At 68.0% G+C, this 18,366-nt stretch carries 16 protein-coding genes and 1 tRNA gene; 10 read left to right on the top strand and 7 right to left on the bottom strand.

Annotation, left to right across the window (positions count from 1 at the left end; all coding sequences use genetic code 11):
- Positions 1 to 52: 52 nt before the first annotated feature.
- Positions 53 to 439 carry an NUDIX hydrolase gene (locus tag ACWGE0_RS40430; RefSeq protein ID WP_452266167.1) on the bottom strand — a complete coding sequence of 129 codons (387 nt, stop codon included), beginning with the start codon at positions 437 to 439 and terminating at the stop codon, positions 53 to 55.
- Positions 440 to 449: 10 nt separating this feature from the next.
- Positions 450 to 1,031, bottom strand: a complete 582-nt coding sequence (locus ACWGE0_RS40425; protein WP_452266166.1) for an FMN-dependent NADH-azoreductase — start codon at positions 1,029 to 1,031, stop codon at positions 450 to 452.
- A gap of 83 nt (positions 1,032 to 1,114) precedes the next feature.
- Here ACWGE0_RS40425 and ACWGE0_RS40420 point away from each other — a divergent pair, with 83 nt between their 5' ends.
- The gene (locus ACWGE0_RS40420) at positions 1,115 to 1,588 is read left to right on the top strand and encodes a MarR family winged helix-turn-helix transcriptional regulator (RefSeq protein ID WP_452266165.1); all 474 of its coding nucleotides are present in this window, start codon (positions 1,115 to 1,117) and stop codon (positions 1,586 to 1,588) included.
- On the opposite strand, the gene ACWGE0_RS40415 is transcribed toward ACWGE0_RS40420, so the two are convergent.
- On the bottom strand, positions 1,585 to 2,772 hold the full coding sequence (locus ACWGE0_RS40415) for an NAD(P)/FAD-dependent oxidoreductase (RefSeq protein WP_452266164.1): 1,188 nt from the start codon (positions 2,770 to 2,772) through the stop codon (positions 1,585 to 1,587). The genes ACWGE0_RS40420 and ACWGE0_RS40415 overlap by 4 nt on opposite strands.
- A 175-nt stretch (positions 2,773 to 2,947) precedes the next feature.
- Between ACWGE0_RS40415 and ACWGE0_RS40410 the strand changes: the two genes are divergently transcribed.
- The 3 genes from ACWGE0_RS40410 to ACWGE0_RS40400 are packed head-to-tail and all read left to right on the top strand — an operon-like array spanning position 2,948 to position 6,060.
- Positions 2,948 to 3,148, top strand: coding sequence for a hypothetical protein (locus ACWGE0_RS40410; RefSeq protein ID WP_452266163.1), 201 nt, complete (start codon positions 2,948 to 2,950; stop codon positions 3,146 to 3,148).
- A 53-nt stretch (positions 3,149 to 3,201) separates the two neighbouring features.
- Entirely contained in the window at positions 3,202 to 4,701 is a 1,500-nt protein-coding gene (locus ACWGE0_RS40405) for an AMP-binding protein (RefSeq protein WP_452266162.1), read from the top strand.
- A gap of 30 nt (positions 4,702 to 4,731) precedes the next feature.
- The gene (locus tag ACWGE0_RS40400; RefSeq protein WP_452266161.1) at positions 4,732 to 6,060 is read left to right on the top strand and encodes a response regulator transcription factor; all 1,329 of its coding nucleotides are present in this window, start codon (positions 4,732 to 4,734) and stop codon (positions 6,058 to 6,060) included.
- 207 nt (positions 6,061 to 6,267) lie between these two features.
- Here ACWGE0_RS40400 and ACWGE0_RS40395 read toward each other — a convergent pair whose 3' ends face one another.
- Positions 6,268 to 7,506: a helix-turn-helix domain-containing protein gene (locus ACWGE0_RS40395; protein WP_452266160.1), complete on the bottom strand. Its 1,239-nt coding sequence runs from the start codon at positions 7,504 to 7,506 to the stop codon at positions 6,268 to 6,270.
- A gap of 287 nt (positions 7,507 to 7,793) precedes the next feature.
- Here ACWGE0_RS40395 and ACWGE0_RS40390 point away from each other — a divergent pair, with 287 nt between their 5' ends.
- Complete coding sequence (locus ACWGE0_RS40390) at positions 7,794 to 8,276, top strand: PH domain-containing protein (protein ID WP_452266201.1); 483 nt, start codon at positions 7,794 to 7,796, stop codon at positions 8,274 to 8,276.
- Positions 8,273 to 9,829 carry a PH domain-containing protein gene (locus ACWGE0_RS40385; protein ID WP_452266159.1) on the top strand — a complete coding sequence of 519 codons (1,557 nt, stop codon included), beginning with the start codon at positions 8,273 to 8,275 and terminating at the stop codon, positions 9,827 to 9,829. The genes ACWGE0_RS40390 and ACWGE0_RS40385 overlap by 4 nt, the downstream gene beginning before the upstream one ends.
- On the opposite strand, the gene ACWGE0_RS40380 is transcribed toward ACWGE0_RS40385, so the two are convergent.
- Positions 9,808 to 10,743 carry a GlxA family transcriptional regulator gene (locus tag ACWGE0_RS40380; RefSeq protein WP_452266158.1) on the bottom strand — a complete coding sequence of 312 codons (936 nt, stop codon included), beginning with the start codon at positions 10,741 to 10,743 and terminating at the stop codon, positions 9,808 to 9,810. The two genes, ACWGE0_RS40385 and ACWGE0_RS40380, sit on opposite strands and share 22 nt — an antisense overlap.
- A 77-nt stretch (positions 10,744 to 10,820) precedes the next feature.
- On the opposite strand from ACWGE0_RS40380, the gene ACWGE0_RS40375 reads away from it, so the two are divergent.
- Positions 10,821 to 12,080, top strand: a complete 1,260-nt coding sequence (locus ACWGE0_RS40375; RefSeq protein ID WP_452266200.1) for an MFS transporter — start codon at positions 10,821 to 10,823, stop codon at positions 12,078 to 12,080.
- Here the strand turns inward: ACWGE0_RS40375 and ACWGE0_RS40370 are convergent.
- Positions 12,012 to 13,523 carry a helicase HerA-like domain-containing protein gene (locus tag ACWGE0_RS40370; protein ID WP_452266157.1) on the bottom strand — a complete coding sequence of 504 codons (1,512 nt, stop codon included), beginning with the start codon at positions 13,521 to 13,523 and terminating at the stop codon, positions 12,012 to 12,014. The genes ACWGE0_RS40375 and ACWGE0_RS40370 overlap by 69 nt on opposite strands.
- Positions 13,524 to 13,595: 72 nt before the next feature.
- Here ACWGE0_RS40370 and orn point away from each other — a divergent pair, with 72 nt between their 5' ends.
- From orn to ACWGE0_RS40355, 3 genes are all read left to right on the top strand, one after another.
- Positions 13,596 to 14,201: an oligoribonuclease gene (gene orn / locus ACWGE0_RS40365; protein WP_452266156.1), complete on the top strand. Its 606-nt coding sequence runs from the start codon at positions 13,596 to 13,598 to the stop codon at positions 14,199 to 14,201.
- Positions 14,202 to 14,267: 66 nt separating this feature from the next.
- Positions 14,268 to 14,340, top strand: a tRNA-His gene (locus tag ACWGE0_RS40360).
- Between the two features lie 126 nt (positions 14,341 to 14,466).
- Complete coding sequence (locus ACWGE0_RS40355; RefSeq protein ID WP_452266155.1) at positions 14,467 to 16,092, top strand: ABC-F family ATP-binding cassette domain-containing protein; 1,626 nt, start codon at positions 14,467 to 14,469, stop codon at positions 16,090 to 16,092.
- A 1-nt stretch (position 16,093) separates the two neighbouring features.
- Here ACWGE0_RS40355 and ACWGE0_RS40350 read toward each other — a convergent pair whose 3' ends face one another.
- Entirely contained in the window at positions 16,094 to 18,091 is a 1,998-nt protein-coding gene (locus tag ACWGE0_RS40350) for a PQQ-dependent sugar dehydrogenase (RefSeq protein ID WP_452266154.1), read from the bottom strand.
- Between the last annotated feature and the right edge of the window lie 275 nt (positions 18,092 to 18,366).

The following is an 18,366-nucleotide window of genomic DNA, read 5'->3' as shown; positions in this document are numbered from 1 at the left end:
CCCTACAGCGTGGCGGCGGTAGGTGGACAGGGTTGGGAAAGCGCTTACCAGACTAGGCCAGCAGCCCGGTCGACTCCAGATGACTGAAGATGACCCGCGTGACCGGAGAGACCCGATCCGCGTCGGCGGCGGTGAACCACGCCAGCTCGGCGATCTCGCTCGCCGGCTTCAACTCCCCGGCGAAAGACGCCGCGTAGCAGGTCATCCGCACGGCCTCCCCCTCGGCACGACCGTGCGCCTGAGCCTCGAACACGCCGATCAGCTCAGCGCCCGCGACGTCGACGGACAGCTCCTCGCGGATCTCGCGCACGAGCGTCTCAACGTCGGACTCCCCCGGTTCGCGCTTGCCACCGGGCAGGTAGAACGTGTCCTTGCCGTGGGAACGGGCGACGAGCACCCGTCCGTTCTCGATGTGCAGCCACGCAACCTTGTCGATCACGTGCCCGAGACTAGGCCGAGGCGAGTTCCTTGACCACGCGGTGCGCGTCGGCCCGCGACTCGACCGCCAGCTCGCGGAACTGGTGCATCTGCGGCACCACGTCCGCCAGCGTCAGCTCGGCGTGCACGAACTGCAGGTCGTGGTCGAGCCCGACCATCGACAGCACGGCGCGCAGGTACGGCTCCTGGAAGTCGAAGCCCTCACGCGGCGTGCCCGGCTTGTACGAACCGCCACGAGCCGTGACGACGACAACGCGCTTGCCGCCCCATGCGAACGTGCCGTCCTCGCGGGCGAAGTGCTCCGAGGTGGCGACCTGGTCGATCCAGGCCTTCAGGGTCGACGGGATGGAGAAGTTGTACATGGGCGCACCGATGAGGATCACGTCAGCGGCATCGACCTCGGCGATCAAGCCGGCCGAAATGCCCTGGTCAGTGCCGTCGTGATGCGGAATCGGCGACGCGTGCAGGTCGCGGTGGACGTAGCCACCGCCGGGGTTCACGGTTCGCCAGACGTCGGCGAACTGACTCGAGATCTCGCGAGTCACGGAGCCCTCGTACCGAATGCTCGTGTCGATGTGCAGCAGGTTAGTCATACCCAAGAACATACGAGCGAAGAACTTCCGAGTCAAGATGTTCCGAGCCGAGAACATCTCCTCTGGGAGGTAGGATGGGACACATGGAGGAGCAGCAGCTGATATCCGCTTGCGTGGAGAAGTGGGACTTCAACTGGCTGCTGCACCGCGCCACCCAGCGGGTCGGGGCTGCCTTCGCCGACGAGATCGCGAAGTTCGGCATCTCGCTGCGCGGCCAGCTGATCCTGCAGGCGCTCGCCAACGAGGAAGAGGTTCAGCGCACCCAGCTGAAGCTCGGGGCGATGCTCGGCCTGGACAAGACCACGCTGACCAGCGAGCTCGACAAGCTGGAGCGACTCGGCCTGATCATGCGGGTGCCCGACCCGAAGGACCGCAGGGTGCGCACGCCGGTGATCACCGACGCGGGCCAGGAGCTGCAGAAGCAGGCGGGAGACGCGCTCGCCGAGGTCGAACGCGGCTTCCACGCCCGCTTCTCCGCCGAGGAGATGGCGGTCATCCGCAAGGCGCTGAGCGACCTCGCCCGCGGCGAGGGCCCCATGCACGGTTCCTGCATCTAGGACAGAGAGCCCAGATCCGCTTCGCGCAGCTGCGCCGGAGTCACGGTCGCCTGCGCGTCCACCAGCGCACCCAGTGCCGTGCCGTGGTCCCACACGTTGACGTTCATGGCCGCCCGCAGCCGTCCGTCGCGCAGCCAGAACGCGATGAACTGCCGTGAGTCCACGTCGCCGCGCACAACGAGTTCGTCGTCCGGGTCAGCCAGGCCGCGGTACTCCATGCCCAGGTCGTACTGGTCGGTGAAGAAGTACGGCGACTTCTGGTACGGCTCGTCCAGCCCGATCAGCGAGCCCGCGACGTGCGTGCCCTGGTCCTTCGCGTTCGCCCAGTGCTCGACTCGGACGCGGTGGCCGTAGCGCGGGTGGTCGTGCGCCGCGATGTCGCCGGCCGCGAAGACGTCGGGGGCGGACGTGCGCAGCGCGGCGTCGACGGCCACGCCGCCGTCGGTCAGCGAAAGGCCGGCGGCCTCGGCGAGCTCGAGGCGCGGGGTCGCGCCGACGGCCAGCACGGTCACGTCCGGCAGCAGCTCGGTTCCGTCGTCGAGCCGCACGCCCGACGGCGAGAAGCTCGCGACGCCGGTGCCCAGCTTGAACTCGACGCCGTGTTCCTCGTGCAGGCCGCGGAACATCGCGCCCATCTCGGTGCCCAGCACCCGGACCAGCGGTTCGGCCAGCGGATCGACCACCGTGACGCGGCAGCCGTGCGTGCGGGCCGCGGACGCCACCTCGCAGCCGATCCAGCCGGCGCCGACGATCACGACGTGCTTGCCCTCGCGCAGCGTGGACTTGAGCGCCAGCGAGTCGTCCAGGGTGCGCAGCACATGTCCTTGCGCGCCAGGCAGAACGCGTGGGCGTGATCCCGTCGCGAGCAAGAGCCGATCGTAGGAACGCACTGCTCCATTGGAGTCAACGATCGAGTGATCGCCGGGGCGCAGCTCCAGCACGGACACGCCGAGTTCGAGGTCGATCTCGTTGTCGGCGTAGAAGCTCGCCTCGTGCACCCACGCGGGTTCGCTCGCCTTGCCGAGCAGAACGTCCTTGGACAGCGCGGGAAGTTCGTAAGGTCGACGGTTCTCGGTGCCGAACATCGTGATCCTGCCGCCGTAGCCGCGGTCTCGGAGCGCGCCCGCCGCGGAGGCACCGGCGAGGCCCGTCCCTACGATCACGATGCGTTGCGGTTCCGCCATTTTCACCCCTCCAGGTGACCAAGTCTCATCCCACATGCGACGCTATCCGCAGCTCGGCACGGTCGCCCGATGGAGAACGCGAAACCTTCGTCATGACCGCCGGTGACGCACGTCTCTACGACGTGAGCACCGGGACACCGGGCCGGTGCGCCGAGTGAGCTGGAGGAAGAAACCCGTGGGAGCCAAAGAGGAGTGGCAGGTGAGCTGCCGCGACATCGCCTCGCGCCGACGGGACTTGACGGTGTTCGTCAGCCAGGGGCACATCGTGATCAACGTGCCACCGGGCGAAGCCGCCGTTCTGACACCGCTGGAGGTCGGCCGCTTGCGGGCCGCACTGAGGGAAGCCGTCGTCGCCGCGTCCGACACCGACATGTGACCGCCGTCACAGCGTTACCTACTCGCAAGTAGGTAGATGGCAGAGTGGGCTTCATGCTGACCCGCGTGCTGCTGACCCTGGCCAAAGCCGGAGTGATCCGGCCGTTGGGCCCGCGAGGGCTCTCCGGCACCGTGCGCGGGTACCTGCACTGGAACATCACGCTCGCCTGGGGCTACCAAACGGGCGCAGGACGACACCCGGACCGTGCGGCGATCATCGACGACGACGGCGTGCTGACGTACGCCGAAGTGAACGAGCGCACCAGCCGGCTCGCGCATGCCTTCCGCGCCAAGGAACGCGTCGGCCTGCTGTGCCGCAATCACCGCGGCTTCATCGAGACGATGACGGCCTGCACGAAGATCGGCGCCGACGCCGTCCTGCTCAACACCGGCCTGAGCAAAGGACAACTGGCCCAGGTCGCGCAGGACCAGAAGATCGACAGGATCGTCGCCGACCGCGAGTTCGCCGACGTGCTCCCGGACGTGCCCACGTACTTCAGCGACGAACTCGAGTCGCTGATCATCAACGGGCCGCGCAAACCGCTCCCCCGCAGGCCTCCGCGCGGCCGGCTGATCATCCTCACCTCCGGCACCACCGGCACCCCGAAGGGCGCGCGCCGGCCGGAACCCGCGAGCCTCGCCCCCGCCGCCGCGCTGCTGTCCCGCATCCCGCTCAAGCACGGCGACGTCATCGCGATCACCTCCCCGCTGTTCCACGCCTGGGGCCTCGCCGCGTTCCAGCTCGGGCTCGTGCTCGGCGCGACCCTGGTGCTGCGGCGGAAGTTCGACCCGGCGCAGACGTTGCAGGACGCCGAGAAGTGCACCGCGATGTTCGTGGTTCCCGTGATGCTGCAACGCATGCTGGAGACCCCGCACCGGCCGAAGCTGCGGATCATCGCCTCCAGCGGGTCGTCCCTGCCGCCGCGCGTCGCCGCCCGCACGCTCGAAGAGTTCGGCCCGGTGCTCTACAACCTCTACGGCTCAACGGAAGTGAGCTGGGCGAGCATCGCGACGCCGGAGGAGATGCTCAGGGAGCCCGGCACGGCGGGACAACCGCCGCTCGGCACCCGGCTGGCCATTGTGGACGATCAGGGCCAGCCCGTCGCGCCAGGCCAGACCGGGCGGATCTTCGTCGGCAACGAGATGCTCTTCGACGGTTACACCAACGGCACCAGCAAGGAGTCGTTGAACGGCCTGATGTCCACCGGCGATCTCGGCTATCTCAAGAACGGACTACTGTTCGTGGCCGGCCGCGACGACGAGATGATCGTGTCCGGCGGCGAGAACGTCTACCCGCGCGAGGTCGAGGACCTACTCTCGAACCTGGACGGCGTCACCGAGGTCGCGGTGCTCGGCGTCGAGGACGACGAGTTCGGTCAACGGCTCGTCGCATTTGTTGTCGGCGCAAAAACCCTGACCGCCGAACACATACGTGAACACGTGAGGGAAAATCTCGCACGGTTCTCCGTACCCCGGGATGTTTTCTTCCTCGACGAGTTGCCGCGCAACGCAGCCGGAAAAGTGTTGAAACGCCAACTGCGCGAAGAGCAGTAGGCTCGGCCTCCGAAGAGGGGGCTTGAGCACATGACGGTTCCCGGCCGGACCACGGATCCTCGGTCCAACGCCGTGCACAACCTGCGCGAGGCACGCATCGCTCTGGACGAAGGCAGACCAGGCGAAGCTCTGGAGTTCGCCGAGAAGTCCGTGGCCGCGTTCGCCTGGCTGGACGACGTCGAGGGCGTGGCCGAGGGCGTGCTGACGCAGTCGGTGGCGCTCGGCAAGCGCGGGCTGTGGCCCAGCGCCCTCGACACCATCGACAGGGTGCAGGAGATCGCGGCGGCGAACCGCCACATCGGACTGCAGGCGCGGTGCAGCTTTTCCCGTGCTGTGGTGGAACTGCGGCTCGACTCACGCGAGCGCAGCTTCAACTCGTTCTCCAGAGCGCTCGGCCTGGCGGAGCTCACCGGGGACAACGAGCTGATCGGCTCGGTGCTGTTCGAACAGGCACGAGTGATGCGCATGCAGTACCACGAGCACTGCATGATCCGCACCGAGGAGAGCCGCTGCAGCCTCGACGGCGAACCGTGCGTGCGCAAGCTTCGGCGTGCGGAAGCCTTGTGCGCACAGGTGCGCGACCGGTGGAAGCAGGTCGGCGACCCCGTGCGGATGGCGATGGTCAACGTCCTGCTGACACACGTGCGCATCGATCTGGGTGAACTTGACCGCGCACATCGCAGCTGGCAGCGCGCTGACCAGTTGCTTGCCGGAAGGAACCGCCCGGTGGCGCGGGCGGAGGCGCTGATGGCGCGGGCGCGGATGAGCGGGGCGCGCAAGCGGTACGCCGACCAGATCTCCCAGCTGACCCAGGCCGCCGAGCTCGCGATGAGCTGCCTGGCACGGGAAGTAGCGGTGCACGCACACCAACAGCTGAGTGAGGCGTACGAACGATCTGGCGACTTCGAACGGGCGTTGCGGCACGCACGACTCCAGTTGGAGCAGTATCGCTTGTGGGAGCTGCAAGAGGGTCGCGATCTCCTGCGCATGCGTGAGCACGACCTGTCGTCGCGACTCGTGGAACAGTTGGCGCACAGGCGTTTCGAGCCCAAGCGCGAGGACGCCGTGGTGCGTGTTCCGCACAGCGGTGAGTTGCACGAAACCGCCACCGCGGAGCACACGAACACCCGCATCGCCCGCGCGTTGCGAGCAGGGCTCACCAAACGCGGCATCGAGGTGCTGCGGCTCGTGGCCGCCGGAGCGAGCACTGCGATGATCGCCGAGTCGCTCGGACTGTCCCCCAAGACGGTGCAGAACCACCTTCAACGGATCTACAGCACGCTTGACGTCAACGGGCGTGCTGGAGCCATCGTCTGGTGGATGAGCTTGACCAATGGCGAGTCATCTATTGTCAACTAATTGACAATTGGTCCGAGCAGACCGTCGTTCAATCGCCCGTTCGGTCGCTTGCCGCTGACGAGGTACTGCCGGTTTCTGGGTGTTTTACCCACGTCCACGGAGTGGAATTGGGTGATGTGGCGGGTAACCGGTCTGTGTCATGCTCCGTTAACAACGTGTCCAGTTAATGAGCGAGGTGCAGTCATGACGGGGCAACGTCGCCCGCCGTCAGTGCTTGCGCAGCGCGATGCGAGCCACGTCGCGCCACAGGAGCGGATCAACGCCCTCGGGGTTGATGTGCTCCAGCAGCGCGGCCAGTGCCGTGCGCGCGCCGCCGCTGCTGTCCGGGTCGACCTCGTCCGCAGCCCGCACGAGCAGCAGGTGGCACCGCAGTTGCTGCTCGGCGTCCAGCTGCCCGGTCGCGATAGCGCTTTCCGCGAGTTCCCGCGCCCGGTCGACTTCCCCGTCCCGCAACGCCAGTTCGGCCCGCAGTGCGCGAGCGTGCGCGAGCAGACCGTCCTGCCGGCGCATCGCCGCGACGGTCGTCTCCACCTTGTCCAGCAACGAAACCACGTCGTCGAGGTTCGCACCGGGCGTGCGCAGCGCGATGGACGCACCGGCCAGGCGGACGCGGCAGCGGTACTCGGGGTCTCCGTCGTAGTCGTCGAGCATCTCGACGGCTTCCCGGATGCAGTGCGCGGCTTCGCTTCGGTCGCCCAGCCGATCGGCGACCTTGGCCCGCGCCCACCACGTGGAGATGGCGAGCCGGTCTCGCCCGAGTTCGGGCAGCCGCGCGGAAAGCTGGTCCACCACCTGTTCGGCGTCGGCCAGACGTCCCGCCGCGGTCAGCTCCGCGCACAACGAGATGAGCGCGCGGGTGTTGACGCGACGCACCCGTTCGCCGTCACCGCTCGCCAGCTCCACGGCCTCGCTCGCGGCCTTCACGGATTCGGCCGTCCGGCCGAGGCGCCGCAAGGAGGATGCGCGCAGGATCTCCACCAGCGCGTCCACCGCCGGACCGGGAGACCACGACTTGCGCAGCTTCGCCGCCGCCAGCAGCAGACCCTCGTGGTCGCGCTGCCTCGCGAGCATCACCAGGCGCGTCCAGCGCACGCACCAGCCGAACATCTCCTCGTCCGACCGCTTTCCCAGCGTTTCCAGCAGGTCGACGGCCATCACCAGGTCGCCGTCGTGGTAGGCGAGCAGCGCCTCGCACCACGCCAGCGCCTCGTCCTGCATCGCGGTGCGGTCCTCGTCGACCATCAGCTCGGACGGGTCGACGCCCAACACCTCGGCGAGCCTGCGCACCACCGCGGGCGACGGCACCCGTTCGCCGGACTCCAGCCTCGACACGTAGCTCATGGAGACACCGGGGCACGCGAGGTCCTTTTGCGACAAACCGCGTTGCAGCCGGACCGCCCGCAACCGCGCACCGAACCTCGTCAACGACTTCCTGCCCTCATCCACGGCCGCCACCTATCGAACGGAGCCCCTTAATGAAGTTGAACACTATCGCTCGAACCATCGCAGCAGTGATCCTCAGTTTGGGCGCACTGGCGATGCTCGGAGGCGCGGCCTCCGCCGACGACCGCGGGGAGGGCTTCACACCTCCTTACTGCACGCACCCCTGATCGTTCCAGCCGTGTGAGGTGGTCTTGCCTCCCTCGCAAGCAAGACCACCTCAACACGCGCCCGCCAATTGACACACCTGGCCACATCGTCAGTTACGAGTGAGGCACCCTTGTGGGGTGACTCTGCAACTGCGCACGCCTCGTCACCAGGTGAGTCCGAAGTCGGTCCTGCTGTGGACGATGCAGGCCGCCCTGTTCTGGCTGGTGCTCTTCGTGCCCCAGCTCATCGTGTTCCTGCTGGTGAACTCCCCGCCCACGTGGGAGCTGGCGCTGCTGGTCGCCACCCTGGTCATCGGCATCGTGCACACCGCGGTCGAGCCGAGCTGGCGCTACCGCGTCCACCGCTGGGAGACCACGCCGGATGCCGTGTACACCCTCTCCGGCTGGCTGAACCAGGAGTGGCGGGTCGCTCCCGTGTCGCGGATCCAGACGATCGACACCAAGCGCGGGCCGTTCCAGCAGATGCTCGGCCTCTCGACGGTCACGGTGACGACGGCGTCGGCCGCCGGCCCGGTGGAGATCGAGGGACTGGACCACGAGGTCGCGCAGCAACTCGTGGTGGAGCTGACGAACACCACGCAGGCCACTCCCGGTGATGCCACGTGACCACTCCTTCGGAGGTGCCGGCTGGGCTTCCCACCGCACCGGAGTTCGTCGAGCCGCTGCAGGAATGGCACCGCCTGCACGTGCGGATGCTGGTCGTGCGGCCGCTCAACGAGAGCATCGCGATGCTGGTGCCGATCCTCGTGCTGCTGTTCACCGGCAACGGCGAGAAGTGGCGTCTCATCGCCAGTGGCGCCACGGTCGCGATGATCCTCGCGTTCAGCTATCTCATCTGGCGCACCACGAGGTACCGCATCACCGACGACCAGGTGGAGCTGCACACGGGTTTGCTGACCCGCAAACAACTCGCGGTGCCGCGCGATCGCATCAGGACGGTCGACCTCACCTCGAAGCCCGGCCACCGCATCTTCGGCCTCTCGGCCGTGCGGATCGGCACAGGGCAGCAGGACGCCCCCGGCACCGACGGCCTCACGCTCGACGCGGTGACGCAGCAGGAGGCCGAGCGGCTGCGGTTGTTGTTGCTACAGAAGACAGTCGCGCCGAAGCCGGCCGCTGCCGGTGAGTCCGCCGAGCCGCACGCGGAGCCGGTGATCGCGGAGTCCGAGGTCATCTCGCAGCTCGACCTGAAGTGGCTGAAGTTCGCGCCGCTCTCGCTGTCGGGCCTGGTCGCGATCGGTGCCGTGTTCGGTGTGCTGTCGAACTACGCCGACGACCTCGGCCTGCACCCCGTGCTGGACCTGTGGGAGTGGCTGTTCGAGCACCCGAACTTCACGCTGCTCGGCGTGTTCGTGATCGCGCTGATCGTGGTCGGGCTCGTGCTGTCGATCCCGCTTTACATTCTTCAGTTCTGGAACTACCGGCTGACCCGCGAGCCCGACGGAACTCTTCGCGTGCAACGAGGTCTGCTCACCACCCGCTCGGTTTCGGTGGAGGAGCAACGGCTGCGCGGCGTCGACATCCAGGAACCGCTGCTGGTCCGCGCGGGCAAGGGTGCGAAGCTCGCCGCCGTGACCACGGGCCTGGGCTCGAAGGGCGAGAGCAACCTGCTGCTGCCGCCGGCGCCGTTGTCCGTGGCGCACCAGGTCTCGCAGGACGTGCTGAAGGTCCACGACGACCCGACCCTGCGCAAGCTCCGCAAGCACCCGTTCGCCGCGTTGCGCCGCAGCATGGTCCGGCACGTGGTGCCGTGGGTCGTGATCGCGATCGGACTCGCGGTCTGGGCGCCGTCGTGGGCGTGGCCGATCCCGGTGGCGATCCTCCCGTTCGCCGCACTGGTCGGCTGGGACAACTACCGCTCGCTCGGCAACGCCCTGGACGACCGCTATCTGGTGACGCGCAACAACTCCCTGGTGCGCAGCACGGTCGCGTTGCAGCGCACTGGCATCATCGGCTGGCGCATTCAGCGGTCGTTCTTCCAGCGCCGCAGCGGGTTGATGACGATCGGCGCGACCACCGCGGCGGGTGCGGGCGTCTACCACGTGACGGACGTCGGCGAGTCCGACGGCCTGGCGCTGGCCGACGAGGCCGTGCCGGACCTGCTGCGCCCGTTCCTGATCGATCCCGCTGCCGAAGGTCAGGCGGAACGGAACGTCTGACGATAAGCGCTCGGCGACACCCCGATCGACGCCGCCAGCTGCTGCCGCAACGCCGCGCCGGTCCCGAAACCGGCGTGGTTCGCGACCTGGTCGATCGGCAGATCGGTGGACTCCAGCAGGTGCCGGGCGCGGTCGACGCGTTGCTGTGTCAGCCACTGGCCCGGTGACATGCCGGTCTCCGCGCGGAACCGGCGGGTGAACGTCCGCACGCTCATCCGCACCTGGGCGGCCATCGCGGCCAGGTCGAGCGGTTCTTGGAGGCGCTCCAAGGCCCATTCGCGGGCGAGCGCGGTCGAGGTGTCCGGGTAGCTGGGCACCGGCCGGTCGACGAACTGGGACTGGCCGCCCTGCCGCCACGCCGGGACGACGCAGTAGCGGGCGATCCAGTTCGCCACCTCGCTGCCGTGGTCGGACCTGATGACGTGCAGGCACAGGTCGATGCCCGCCGCGACGCCCGCGGACGTCAGCACGTCGCCGTCGTCGATGAACAGCACGTCCGGGTTGAGGCGCACCTTCGGGTACAGCGCGCGGAACTGGTCGGTGGTGCCCCAGTGCGTGGTCGCGGGCCTGCCGTCGAGCAGCCCTGCGGCGGCGAGCACGAACGCTCCGGTGCAGATCGACATGATCCGCGGCGCGTTCGTCGTCGTGAGCGCTTCCAGGACCGCGGGTTCGAGCCAGCCCTCGCGTGCCGGCTGGTAGTGGGTGCCCGGCACGAGCACCGTGTCCGCGTCTTGGAGCACCTCCAAGCCGTGGTCGGGCGCGATGGTGAAGCCGCCGGTGGTGGGGATCGGGCGGCCGTCCGGCGAGCAGACGACGACCTCGTAGCGGTCCGCGAGCCGGGCGAACATGTGCGTGGAGCTGCCGATGTCGAACGCCACCGACTGTTCGAGCGCGAGAACGGCGATCCGGTGCATGGCCTGATTCTTTCACATGTTGGCCATCGGGCCACTGGTCGCCGGGTCGCCCATCGCCGAACCTTGTCGGCGTGAGACTGCATTGGGCCTGGGTTGTCGCAGGTGTGTCCTTCATCGCCTTGGTGGGTGCTGCGTCGTTCCGCGCGGCACCTGGCGCGTTGATCGAGCCGTTGCGGGCGGAGTTCGGCTGGACGACCGGCACGATCTCGCTCGCCATCTCGATCAACCTGTTGCTGTTCGGGTTGACCGCGCCGTTCGCGGCCGCGCTGATGGACAGGTTCGGCGTGCGGGTCGTGGTGACCTGTGCGTTGACGCTGGTCGCGATCGGCAGCGGGCTGACGGTGTTCATCACCGCGTCCTGGCAGCTGGTGCTGCTGTGGGGTGTCGTCGTCGGCCTCGGCACCGGCTCGATGGCACTGGCGTTCGTCGCGACGATCACCGGACGGTGGTTCGTGCGGCACCGCGGCCTGGTCACGGGCGTGCTGACGGCAGGTGGTGCGGCCGGTCAGCTGGTGTTCCTGCCGACGGTGGCCTGGCTGTCCGAGTCCTACGGCTGGCGGTACGCGTCGCTGGTGATCTGCATCGCCGCACTGGCCGTGGTGCCGCTGGCGGCGTTCTTCCTGCGCGAGTACCCGCGCGATGTGGGGCTGCTGCCGCTCGGCGCGACGGAGGACACTCCCCCGCCGCCGTCCGGTGGTGCGGCTCGGCGCGCGCTGACGGCGTTGGGGTCGGCGGCCAAGACACGGCCGTTCTGGCTGCTGGCGGGTGGGTTCGCCATCTGCGGCGCGTCCACGAACGGTCTGGTGGGCACGCACTTCATCCCCGCCGCGCACGACCACGGCATGCCTACGACGACCGCGGCCGGGCTGCTCGCGCTGGTCGGCGTGTTCGACATCGTGGGCACGATCGTGTCCGGCTGGCTGACCGACAAGGTCGACTCACGGATGCTGCTGGCGGGCTACTACCTGCTGCGCGGCCTGTCGCTGATGATCCTGCCGCAGCTGTTCGGGGCCAGCGCGCACCCGTCGATGCTGGTGTTCATCATCTTCTACGGCCTGGACTGGGTCGCGACCGTGCCGCCGACGGTGGCGTTGTGCCGCCAGTACTTCGGCATGTCAGGGCCCGTCGTGTTCGGCTGGGTGTTCGCCTCGCACCAGCTCGGTGCGGCGATCGCGGCCTCCGCGGCCGGACTCACCCGCGACCACCTGGGCAGCTACGACCTGGCCTGGTACGTCGCGGGCGCCCTCTGCCTCGGCGCGGCCGTGTTGTCAGCGTCGCTTGCGCGAAGTCCCGAAGAGACCCCGCGTGATCTCGCGCGCCAGGGCGCTGCCGGCTGACCGCAGGAACGACTTCACCGCGCTGTTGCCCAGCACCTTCTCGACCATCCCCGGTTCCTCCTTCTCCTGACGAGGAGGTTCCGGGGCTTGTTCTTGTTGGGGCGGCGCCACTTTCTGCATGAGCTGCTCGTAGGCCGACTCGCGGTCGACGGTCTCGGAGTACTTGCCGTGCAGATCTGAGCCCTGAGCCGCCTGCTTGATCGCGTCGTTGCCGATGGTGTCCATCAACGAACGCGGCGCCCGCAGCCTGGTCCACGCGACCGGCGTCGGCGCGCCCTTCTCGCTCAGCACGGTGATGATCGCCTCGCCGATGCCGAGCGAGGTGAGCGCCTTCTCCAGGTCGTAGTGCGGCGTGGTCGGGTACGTCTTCACCGTGCGCGCCAACGCTTTCTGATCATCCGGCGTGAACGCGCGCAGTGCGTGCTGGACGCGCGCGCCGAGCTGCGACAGCACGTCGTTCGGGATGTCGGTCGGCAGCTGCGTACAGAAGAAGACGCCGATTCCCTTGGACCGGATGAGCTTCACGGTCTGGGTGATCTGGTCGAGGAACGCTTTCGACGCGTTCGAGAACAGCAAATGCGCCTCGTCGAAGAAGAAGACGAGCTTGGGCTTCTCGACGTCACCTTCTTCCGGCAACGTCTCGAACAGTTCGGCCAGCAACCACATGAGGAACGTGGAGAACAACGCCGGATTGCCCTGCAGTTCCGCGAGTTCGAGGAGGCTGACGACGCCTTTGCCGTCGCGTTGCCGCATCAGGTCGGCCGGGTCGAGCTCCGGTTCGCCGAAGAACCTGTCGCCGCCCTGCGCCTCCAGGTTGACCAGGGCCCGCAGGATCACGCCCGCGGTCGAGCTGGACACGCCGCCGATGCCCTTGAGGTCTTCCTTGCCCTCGTCGCTGGTGAGGTGCTGGATGACGCTGCGCAGGTCCTTGGTGTCGAGCAGCGGGAGACCACGGCTGTCCGCCCAGTGGAAGATCAGGCCGAGCGTGGACTCCTGGGTGTCGTTCAGGCCCAGCACCTTCGACAGCAGGATCGGGCCGAAGCTCGTGACGGTCGCCCGCAGCGGCACGCCGAGGCCACCGGTGCCGATCGACAGGAACTGCGTCGGGTACGACTGCGGCTGCCAGTCGTCGCCGGTGTCCTTGGCGCGGGTGGCGGTCCGGTCGCTCGTGGCGCCCTGCTGCGACAGTCCGGACAAGTCGCCCTTCACGTCCGCCATCAGCACCGGCACGCCGTTGTTCGACAGCTGTTCGGCCAGCAGCTGGAGCGTCTTCGTCTTGCCGGTACCCGTCGCCCCCGCGACCAGCCCGTGGCGGTTGACCATGGCCAGCGGGATGCGGACGTGCGCGGTCGATTCCACCTGACCGTCTACCAGCACCGCGCCCAGTTCGATGGCCGCGCTCTCGGACTCGTATCCAGCAGCGATCTCAGACTGAGCCGTCATGCACGGGGAGCGTAACCAGGTTGCTGCACGCCGCCACTCGAAGTTGAGCCCTCGCGCAGTAATGTTTCCGGCGTGATGGATCGTCTGGTGTGGATCGACTGCGAGATGACCGGACTCGACTTGGGCAAGGACGCTCTGATCGAGATCGCGGCACTGGTCACGGACGCCGAGCTCAACGTGCTCGGCGACGGCGTGGACATCGTGATCCACGCGGATGACGAAGTGCTCGCCTCGATGCCGGAAGTCGTCATGGAGATGCACGCCAAGTCGGGTCTGACCGAAGAGGTGCGCGCCTCGGCGGTGTCGATGGAAGAGGCAGAGGCCGCCGTGCTGGCCTACATCAAGGAGTGGGTCCCGGATCCGCGGACCGCTCCCCTGGCCGGCAACTCCATCGCCACGGACCGCGGCTTCATCGCCCGCGACATGCCGGCGTTGGACGCACACCTGCACTACCGCATGGTCGACGTGTCGTCGATCAAGGAGCTGTGCCGGCGCTGGTACCCGCGCATCTACTACGCGCAGCCGGGCAAGGGTCTCGCGCACCGGGCGCTCGCGGACATCATCGAGTCGATCCGGGAGCTCGCGTACTACCGGCGCACGGCGTTCGTGCCGCAGCCGGGTCCGTCGACCGAACAGGCCCAGGCCGTGGCCGCTGAGCTGCTCAAGAACGCCGAATGACCCCCTGATTTCAATATCGGTACCTGTCGTTGCTATGCTTTCCTCGCCGGTCAACGACCGGTGATGGTGGGTGTAGCTCAGCTGGCAGAGCACTGGGTTGTGATCCCAGGTGTCGCGGGTTCAAGTCCCGTCACTCACCCGGATAAGCCGGATTATGTTCGCAGAAAGCGCGAACATAATCCGGCTTCGTTGTGTTTTCTGGGGGCCAAGCCCCCAGACCCCAGCCGGGGGCACGCCCCCGGACCCCCAACCGTCGGAGCGCCCTGTGACCACGCTCGTCGCCAAGGAACTTGCCGCAGGTCACGGTGATCGCGTCCTGTTCTCGGGGCTCGATCTCGTGGTCGCACCGGGTGACGTCATCGGGCTCGTGGGCGTGAACGGCGCCGGCAAGTCGACGTTGCTCAAGACGCTGGCCGGGCTGATCCCCGCCGAAGAGGGCCGCGTGACGCTGAGCCCGCCGGGCGCGAACGTGGGCCACCTCGCGCAGGAGCCGGAGCGTCTCGAGGGCGAGACCGTGCGGGACTTCCTGGCTCGCCGCACCGGTGTCGCCGCAGCTCAGGCCGCACTCGACGTGGCCACCGACGCTTTGACGGCCGGCAACGACGAGGGTTATTCCGACGCGTTGGACCAGTGGCTCGCGCTGGGTGGCGCGGACCTGGAGGAACGGTCGCTGGAGGTCATCGCCGACATCGGGCTGACCGTGGGCCTCGACGCGGTGATGACCTCGCTGTCCGGCGGTCAGGCCGCGCGGGCGGGCATGGCGTCGTTGCTGCTCAGCCGCTACGACATCTTCCTGCTGGACGAGCCGACCAACGACCTGGACCTCGACGGCCTGGAGCGGCTGGAGAAGTTCGTCACGGGCCTGCGCGCGGGCACGGTGGTGGTGTCGCACGACCGCGAGTTCCTGGCCCGCACGGTGACCAGCGTGCTGGAGCTCGACCTGCACCAGAACTCCGTGCGCCTGTACGGCGGCGGCTACGAGTCCTACCTCGAAGAGCGCGCACGGGCCCGTCAGCACGCGCGCAACGACTACGAGGAGTTCGCGGACACCAAGGCCTCGCTGGAAGCCCGTGGGCGCATGCAGCGCGCGTGGATGGACAAGGGCGTGAAGAACGCCCGGCGCAAGGCGACCGACAACGACAAGAACGCCCGCAAGTTCCGTGCCGACGCCACCGAGAAGCAGGCCTCCAAGGCCCGCCAGACCGACCGCATGATCGAACGCCTGGAGGTCGTCGAGGAGCCCCGCAAGGAGTGGGAGCTGCGGATGGAGATCGCCGCGGCCCCGCGTTCCGGTGCCGTCGTGGCGTCCTTGCGGGCGGCCGTGGTCGAACGCGGCGGCTTCCGGCTGGGTCCCGTCGACCTGCAGATCGACTGGGCGGACCGGGTCGCGATCACCGGCGCGAACGGCGCCGGCAAGTCGACGCTGCTGGCCGCGTTGCTGGGACGGGTCGAGCTGGTTTCTGGCTACGCGACCCTGGGCTCCGGTGTCGTGGTCGGCGAGGTCGATCAAGCCCGCGGGCTGTTCCTCGGCGAGCTGCCGCTGGTGGAGGCGTTCGAGCAGGCCGTGCCGGAGATGAACCCGGCCGACGTGCGGACGTTGCTGGCCAAGTTCGGGCTGAAGGCGGTGCACGTGATGCGTCCGGCGGCTTCGTTGTCGCCCGGCGAGCGCACGCGGGCGGCCTTGGCGTTGCTGCAGGGGCGCGGGGTGAACCTGCTGGTGCTGGACGAGCCGACGAACCACCTCGACCTGGCCGCGATCGAGCAGCTGGAGTCGGCGCTGGAGAACTACCCCGGCACGTTGCTGCTGGTGACGCACGACCGGCGGATGCTGGAGGCCGTGCAGGTGAACCGTCACCTGGCCGTGTCCGGCGGCCAGGTGACGGTGTCCTGAGCTACTTCAGGTCGAGCTGGTAGATCTGCGTGGTGCTGTTGTTCGGGATGGAGTCCTTGTCCCCGTTGGACGTCGTGAGCCAGAGGTCACCTTGCGGGGTCTTCTCGACCGTCCTCAAGCGACCGTAAGCGCCCTCGAAGAAGACCTGGGGCTCACCGCCGATCGGGATCCGGTAGAGCCGTTGCCCGCGCAACGCCGCCAGGTACAGCACGTCGTCCACAATGGCCAGTCCGCTCGGTGACGCCTGGCTGACCGGCCAGGTGTGCTTGGGCGCGACGAACGTCGGTTCGCCGCACTCGCCGGACGTGCCCTCGCACGCGGGCCAGCCGTAGTTGCCGCCGGGCTTGATCAGGTTGATCTCGTCCATGACCGAGTTGCCGAGTTCGGCTTCCCAGAGGCGGCCGCGCGAGTCGAACGCCAGGCCCTGCACGTTGCGGTGGCCGTAGCTGTAGACGTACTTGCCGGGGAACGGGTTGTCGCGCGGCACGCTGCCGTCCGGGTTGACGCGCAACACCTTGCCGCCCAACGAGTTCAGGTCCTGCGCGTTGGCCGCGACCTGACCGTCGCCGGTGGCGATGTAGAGCTTGCCGTCCGGGCCGAACCTGAGCCGGCCGCCGTTGTGGAACTTGTTGCGCGGCGCGCCGGTGAGCAGCACCTGGTGGGTGCTCGCGTCGAGTTTTCCGCCTGCCAGCTTGAACCTGACGAGCCGGTTGTCGGTCGGGCTGGTGTGGTAGGCGTAGAGCCAGCCGTCCTTCTGCTCGACGCCGAGGAGGCCGCCCTCGCCGTCGGTGCTGACGACGTTCGGGACGCGGCCGGCGACGGACCTGGTGCCGTCCTTGGCGATCTGGATGATGTCGCCGGTGTCGCGCTGGGCGTAGAACGCCGTGCCGTCTCTCAGGAACTCCAAGCCCCACGGCACATCGGTGTCGTTGGCGATCTTGGTGACCTCGCCGACGGCGTCGTGTCCCTTGCGAGTGCTGGCTTTGACGGGTGCGGTGAACGGCCCGCTCTTGCCGGAGGTGTCGATGGCCTTGACGGTGAACTCGTAGTCCGTCTGCTGTTTGAGGCCCGCGATCGTGGTCTGCTGGCCGGTGGTGGTGCCGACCTGCACGCCGTTCGAGAAGACCGCGTAGCTCGCGACAGCAACGTTGTCGCTCGCCGCTCCCCAGGCGAGCGAGACGCTGTTGGCGGTCAGCTTCTGCACGATCGCGTTGAAGGGCGCGGTCGGCGGCTCGGTGTCGACGACGGCGGCCGGGGTGGTGACCGTGATCGAGTTGCTGGCCTGCGAGATGTTGCCCGCGGCGTCCTTCGCGTTGACGTAGAAGGAATACGTGGTGTTCGGGGTGAGGCGCGTGACGTTGTTGGAGAGCCCCTCGACCGTCTTCACGTACTGGCCGGACTGGTAGATCTCGTAGCTCGTGACGGCCACGTTGTCGCTCGCCGCGCCCCACTGCAGGTTGACCGAGGTGGCCGTGAAGGCCTTGACGCTCAAGGTTCCCGGCGTGGTGGGCGGTGCGGTGTCGACGACGCCGGGCGTGCCGTGGACCTCGAACTCGCGCATTTCGTAGTTCCGGAAGCAGGGCTTGGTCAGCAACACCCGGACCCAGCGGCCGAAGCCGGTGAACTCGAGGTTGTCGTCGCCGCCGTCGCCCTTTTCGGTGCTGTGGACGTCACGCCAGTACACGCCTTCCGGCGACGTCTGGACGGAGTACTTCCGCGCGCAGAGCGAGCCCCAGCGCAGCACGACCCGGTTGATCGTGGACATCGAGCCGAGGTCGATCGAGATCCACTGCCGGTCGCCGTTCTCGCTGCGCCAGGTGGTACGTCGATCGACGTCGGTCGCTTTGGTGGCGACGTGCCGGGCGTTGCTCTCGCTCGACGCCGTTGCGGGCCTGGCGAACGAGAGCAACACGTCGTCCGCGTGGGCTGGTGGTGCCGCCACCGCCGTGAGCGCGATCGAGGTCGCGACCACGAGCAGTCTTCGCAGCGGTGAAGCCACGGTGCCTCCCAGGAAGTCGGGCGGCGGTGGCGGCGTCAGCCTTTCACAAACGTTTTCAGGCCGCTAGCACCCTGCGTCGGCAGGGCGCCAGCGGCCTGGTCGCACTACTAGCTGTGATGTCCAGGGACGTTGTCCTGGTTTGGGTGTGTGACGGCTTGTCGTGAAGACAGGTGAAGGCCTCTGGATGTGAAGTGGAGCTGTCTAGGAACCGCTTCACATGTCCGGAGGCCTTCGTGTCCCACCCTAACGCGGCGCTGACGCCACGCGCCCGGCTA

Source organism: Lentzea sp. NPDC054927, assembly GCF_053610285.1.
Note: the sequence above shows the minus strand (reverse complement) of the source record. Positions and strands in the feature narration are given on the sequence as shown.